The organism is Candidatus Cloacimonadota bacterium (assembly GCA_034661015.1).
Taxonomy (GTDB): Bacteria; Cloacimonadota; Cloacimonadia; order JGIOTU-2; family JGIOTU-2; genus JAYEKN01.
In genome coordinates, this window is record JAYEKN010000055.1 from 1 (window position 1) to 6,001 (window position 6,001).

Consider the following 6,001-nt stretch of genomic DNA (forward strand, 5'->3'; position numbering starts at 1 on the left):
CACGGACCAACCTGTCTGGGCATAGTGTAACGAAGCCTGATTCCGTGCCGAATTAAAAAATTATCTATTAAGTTAGTTTACGTTATATTTGTGAATTGGAAAAACTTAACTCAATCCGCCAGCTGGCGGCTTAACTCAAGAAAATTTACAATACCATCAGTTTTCTTTCCGTCATCTCTTCGATGGAATAACGCAAACCCTCTCTCCCGAAACCGGAATTCTTGATTCCCCCGTAAGGCATTTGGTCAACTCGAAAAGTCGGAGTATTATTGATGATCACGCCACCCACATCAATATTCTCAAATGCATACATAATATTTTTCATGTTGTTAGAAAATATTCCGGCTTGCAATCCGTATTCCGTATCATTGATCATTTCAACCGCATCTGTGAATTTGGAAAACTTTTTAACGATGACTATCGGGGCAAACACTTCCTTATATTCAACTTTCATTTCTCTTTTAGTATCAGTTATCACGGTTGCATCCAGAAAATTATCTTTGCGATTTCCACCACACAGTATTTTTGCACCGGAATTAACCGCCTCGTTGATCCAATCTTCCGCTCGTATTGCTTCTTCTTCGGTAATCATGGGATTCAAGAAAACGTTCTGGTCAAGGGGGTTACCGTTTTTAATTTTTTCTGATTTTTTTACGAATTGAGTAATGAAATTATCATAAATATTTTCATGAACAAATATTTTCTGAGTGTGAATGCAAACCTGTCCGGCATTGGCAAAAGCACCGATTACACAAGCACTTAGCGCAGAATCAATATCGCAATCTTTATCCAGAATTGCTCCGGCATTACCACCGAGTTCGAGACAGATTCTTTTCTTACCGCACATTTGTTTCAATTTCCAACCGACCACCGGACTGCCGGTAAAACTAACCATTTTTATATCAGGATTTATTACTGCTTTTTCGATCTGAGAACCTTTGCACGGCAACACGGATAGCATTCCCTTGGGTGCATACTTTGCCACGATTTCAGCAAGAGTAATGGAGGTTAAGGGCGCTAAAGACGATGGTTTTATAATGATCGGATTTCCCACGGCAATTGCCGGTGCAACTTTATGAGCTACGAGATTGAGGGGATAATTGAATGGTGTTATTCCTAAAATGGGTCCGATCGGAAAACGCTTTACAATTGCAGATTTTTCTTTGCCTTGCGAAACAGCATCCAGACCGAAAAATTCCCCCTGAATTCGTTTACTTTCTTCGGCGGCAATCGTGAAAGTTTGTATTGCCCTTAGCACTTCCCCTTTTGCAAATTTTATATTTTTTCCACATTCAAGTGCCAAAGTTGTGGCGATTTCTTTTCTGTCTTCTGATATTTCTTTTGCAATATTCATAAGAATTTCAGAGCGTTTGAAAGCAGGCATTTTTTTCGTTTTTTGAAATGCATGTTTTGCCAATTCTACAGCTCTTTCAATATGTTCAGAATCTGCCATATTGATAATTCCAACTATTTTGTTTTTGTAAGGTGATAAAATTTCAGTTTTGTTTGAACTGTAAATTCGTTCATTGCCAAGATAAATCGGATATTCTTTCATATTCTTTCCTTTCGGTTTTTATGAAAATTCCAAAGCATAAAAAATTGTTGCACCTCTTCGAAGCATGTTAATTTTTTTTATTCTGAAGTGATATAATAGAAATGTTTTGTTTCTGAGCTTGCTCCTGCATCTATAAAGGTTGTATTAGAAGTTGTGTGAATTATTTCGAAAGCATTATATGGATTAAAAGATGAATAAACATGATAGATTTCTGCCCGAATTACAGGATTCCAGGTGATTGTGATATTTACTCCATCTGAAGTTAATGCAACATTTTCCGGTGCTCCAAGTGGAATATTCATGATGTGCGAACCGAGATAATCGAAAGTATCACAATTATAAACAAGCCATTCGGAATCTGTGGAATTTGTCCCTGCCGAATTTTCCCAATCGGGATTTCCTGACGAGATTAATTCTTTTCGCACTAATGTATGATTTCGAGTTGCATGGGGGATTCCTGAAACATTCCATCCATCTCCGGGATCTTGGCCAATATTTCCCATAATATCAATAAGTTCACTTTCTTGGTACAAAGCAACAGCATCATTCCCATTGAAATTTAACCCTCCGAAGACCCAATCGGCAATAGCAAAAATTTCGGGGCATGATGATGGATTTGCGATTATAAACAGTTCATCCTTTTGTATTAAACCGGAAAATTCAATCGTGTTCTGGGGATTTGTGTTTCCATTGTAATATATTTTTAACGCATATCCGGAAAAATCAACACAAGCACCAGTTCCGTTATAAATTTCAATATATTTATTATAACCTGAACCTTCACCATATTCCGAGATAAATAAATCCGATTGAGGATCTGTGAGGATAATCGAAAAATCATGGTCGCATTTATCAAAAATATTGCTATTGGAAATATCGGAAATTCTAATTCGATAATCATTATTTGGTTCTATATTTTCCAAATTCGTCCATTCCCATTCTCCATCATCTTCCGTAGAAGAAATCAGTTCGGTAGTCCCTCCGGAATTTTGATTGATAAGTTCGATCTTTACATTTTGATAAACATATTGAGAGAACCAAGTTATCGTATAATCTAAACTCGTGCCTAAAACGATTGTTTGATTTGGGAAGGTAACATAAATTGATGGTTCTCCCACCCAAATTTCTTCGACAAATTCGGGATGATCTATGAAAGGATTCCGATTAGTCTGGAAATCATAGATTGCATCATTCCGATCAATTTCTGTTGAATTTACGGAATCTTCATAATGCCATTCAAGAAGCGTTTCCAGCATTTCTACATTTCCAAAAGTGAGACACGATTCATAACGAACAATAAAATAGAGCAGAGCTCGGGCAAGGTTACCTTTATGCTGTTCATCGGGCTCAAAAACGACAGAATTATTCTGGTTAATTCCTAAGTAACTTACCGTGTTTCCACCATCTTCTGTGTAAGAATTTGTAAAATATTGAACAATATCGAAGGGATAGTTGCTTCGGGCAATGTTTACAGGAAGTTTTACAGGGAAAAGATGGTGCAAATCTGCCTTTGCCCTATTGTTCTCAATCCCAACAATTTCCGAATCTATCCAACTTTGGCAATAGGAATGTTCACACGAAAATTCAGCAGGGGTGGACGGGTTACCAACAGTATGCTCTACCGAATATCCGGAATACACGCATCTGACTGTGTCATCAATATTGTCAATTGAACTATACATCATTTCCTTACTATTCGAATAATTAGTATTAGTGTTTGTGCTGATAATTTCGAGCAAAGCTGCTCTCAATTCTACTCCGCTCAATCCTGAAGTGGGATCGTAATATCCGCTTGGGGGATCGGCTTGAAGTTGGGAAATAGCACAGAAAACTATCAAAAAGAATAAAAAATATTTGGTTCTGATCATTTGATTTTTAAAAAAAAGGCAGGGATGTTTCCCCTGCCTAAATTATAATAATTTGTTAAATATTCCGTTTTTAAATTATTGTCATTATTAAAAAAAAATCCCCGCAGATTTCTCTACGGGGATAATGTATAAGTAAATTTATTTCATGACCATGAATTTCTTCACAGCACTATAATTACCTGTTTCCAGTTTGTAGAAATAAATTCCGTTGGAAAGATCGGAGACGTTGAAACTTGCCTTAAAATCATTTCCCGTAACCGTTTTCACGACTTGACCAAGGACGTTGAATATTTGAATTGTTGCTTGCTGATGGTCTGTATCACCTTTAATCTGATAGTTGATCGTAGCAGAATTATTAACAGGATTTGGCCAGCAATTTTCTAGCATTGTATAGGGAACATCTTGAGGATTTGGATTTCCGCCTGTGGCTGGAGCATAACAGAAAGGTCCATGCAAATCGGTTGAGCCACCGAAATTTGAAACTTCCAACCAATAATAATGAGTGAGATATATATTTGCCGTAATATCTTCAAATGAATAATCGGTTGGTTCGGTTGTGGTTCCATTGCCGGGAATCAAGTTGAGATTGATCGGCTCGAAACCCATATTTTCGTCGTCTTCAGAGCGATAAATATTAAAGCCGAGAACGTCTGTTTCACTCGCAGTTTCCCAATTGAGCATTACGAATTCATTGCCGTTGGTCATAGAATAACTTGCAGTGAAAGATGAAAGTTCAACAGGGAGAGTGGCGTCATCTTGATCTCTAGGATTCAAGCGATAATGACTGCTGCCGTTATCCCAATCAACAACTCCCTGAATATTCTGATAAGTTGCTCCAATTTGCAATGTAAAATTACCAAAATGAAAATCTACATTATCACCAATATGGAAAACGTCTGAACCAACCGAACAAGTATAATCATAATCTGTATAAGAATCGACATGGAAATTTTGTATTTCTACAAATTGCCCTTCCCATTTTTCACCGGGATTTGTGTCTTCGGGTATTGTTTCTTCTATACCTGATGCATCAATTAAAGTTGGGCCATAAGGAGTATTACCGGTTGAGATAGTATTTAACAATGTCGGATTTTTTAATTCAGTTAACCCTGAATATACATCCCTATTTGCAGTAAATAAGATTTCATCTCCTACACTCACTTCTCCATAAAAATCCCAATCATAAATCAAAACTCCGTTATATTCACCGGCTGCATCGCTTACCCATACATTGTTGTATCCGTCATTTGCAGACACAATTACCTGGAACGTAGCAAAATTTGTATTATTGATAGTTCCGGAAGGATTATTAGTATTTGTGCAACTTACAGGAGTTATGCCGGCATAAAACTCAAATGAAGTGCTGTTGTTACTATCAGTTATCGTATCCAATGTTGCATCACCGACCATTGCAGGAGATGCACCTGTCAAGTGAACCAATTTTGCATCTGTTGCATCAATTGTGGCTGTCGTAAAAGTTACAGCAGTTGTTCCTGAAAGAGTATAATCTGACGGATTAACTGCGGTTTGATCAGCAGAATAATACACTTCTAAAGCATCTGAACTGATGGCATAAGAATTGATAATGGTAGATGTAGCATTTACCGTAAAACTTACATCATCCACATAAACAGTAGCAGTTTCTACACCTGACCAACTTACATCATAAATTCGAATTTCAAGATGGGCAGAAACAGCTGTTGCTGGTGCTTCCTGTATTCCACTATCAAGCTGCTGCCACTCAGAAGAATCTGCAGAATAACCTCCATAATAACCACTCACGAAACTACCACCAGAATCATACCAACGAATAGCAACTCGTGCTCTTCCATATTGGTCGTTATCATACACCCAAAATGTAAATTGGTAATTTGTACCTGCAGTAATAACCACAGATTGTTGAAGATATCTTGTGCTTGTAGTAGTCCAAGTGATGTTAGTAGAATAACTACCTCCGTGAATAGTAGCAGATTCTTGAGTTGCAGTCATGCTAGATCCAGAAAGTGACCAGTCATCAGGAGGACCTGATGCACCATTAACCGTCCAATTTTCAAATCCGGGATTTGATGCTAAATTTTGTCCAAAGGCAAAACTAGCCATTAAAACAAAGCAAACTAAAAGTACAATCTTTTTCATTTTTCTCCTTAAATTTAAATTATTATAATTGGTTAACATATTTTTTTGAACAGTTTTATTTAGAAATTAACAAATTAATTACCTACCAAAGAAATTAACAGATTTATTGTACATAGTCCATAAATTAGCGAATCAATTTATCGAAATACTTTGAACCAAAAATGATAATAGAAAAATGTTTTGTCAAACATTGTAAAAAGTTTTTCATTTATTCTCTTTTATTGACATAATTTTGAGTATCACAATTTATTTGTATAAATTAGAGAATTGTGTTTTCTCTAACAAATAAATTTATTTGCATTTTATTTAGAATTTAAAAAGGAATTATATGAACGTTTATTTTACACGATTAAAAAAGCGCCTACTTATTTTTTCAATTATATTTAGCGTATTATTTCTAAGCGGGAATTTATTTGCAAGTACTCCCAAAATTGCTCGAAAT

At 36.2% G+C, this 6,001-nt stretch carries 3 protein-coding genes; all 3 read right to left on the reverse strand.

Annotated features, from left to right (window positions below):
- Window positions 1–145: 145 nt before the first annotated feature.
- Window positions 146–1,555 carry an aldehyde dehydrogenase family protein gene (locus U9P79_01775; protein ID MEA2103357.1) on the reverse strand — a complete coding sequence of 470 codons (1,410 nt, stop codon included), beginning with the start codon at window positions 1,553–1,555 and terminating at the stop codon, window positions 146–148.
- Window positions 1,556–1,632: 77 nt separating this feature from the next.
- Window positions 1,633–3,423 carry an endonuclease gene (locus tag U9P79_01780; GenBank protein MEA2103358.1) on the reverse strand — a complete coding sequence of 597 codons (1,791 nt, stop codon included), beginning with the start codon at window positions 3,421–3,423 and terminating at the stop codon, window positions 1,633–1,635.
- A 138-nt stretch (window positions 3,424–3,561) separates the two neighbouring features.
- Window positions 3,562–5,559 carry a T9SS type A sorting domain-containing protein gene (locus tag U9P79_01785; protein MEA2103359.1) on the reverse strand — a complete coding sequence of 666 codons (1,998 nt, stop codon included), beginning with the start codon at window positions 5,557–5,559 and terminating at the stop codon, window positions 3,562–3,564.
- Window positions 5,560–6,001: the final 442 nt, after the last annotated feature.

Bases quoted from the DNA above. Each gene is read 5' to 3' on its own strand.
- U9P79_01780 (MEA2103358.1), bottom strand. From the start codon at position 3,423: ATGATCAGAACCAAATATTTTTTATTCTTTTTGATAGTTTTCTGTGCT.
- U9P79_01785 (MEA2103359.1), bottom strand. From the start codon at position 5,559: ATGAAAAAGATTGTACTTTTAGTTTGCTTTGTTTTAATGGCTAGTTTT.
- U9P79_01775 (MEA2103357.1), bottom strand. From the start codon at position 1,555: ATGAAAGAATATCCGATTTATCTTGGCAATGAACGAATTTACAGTTCA.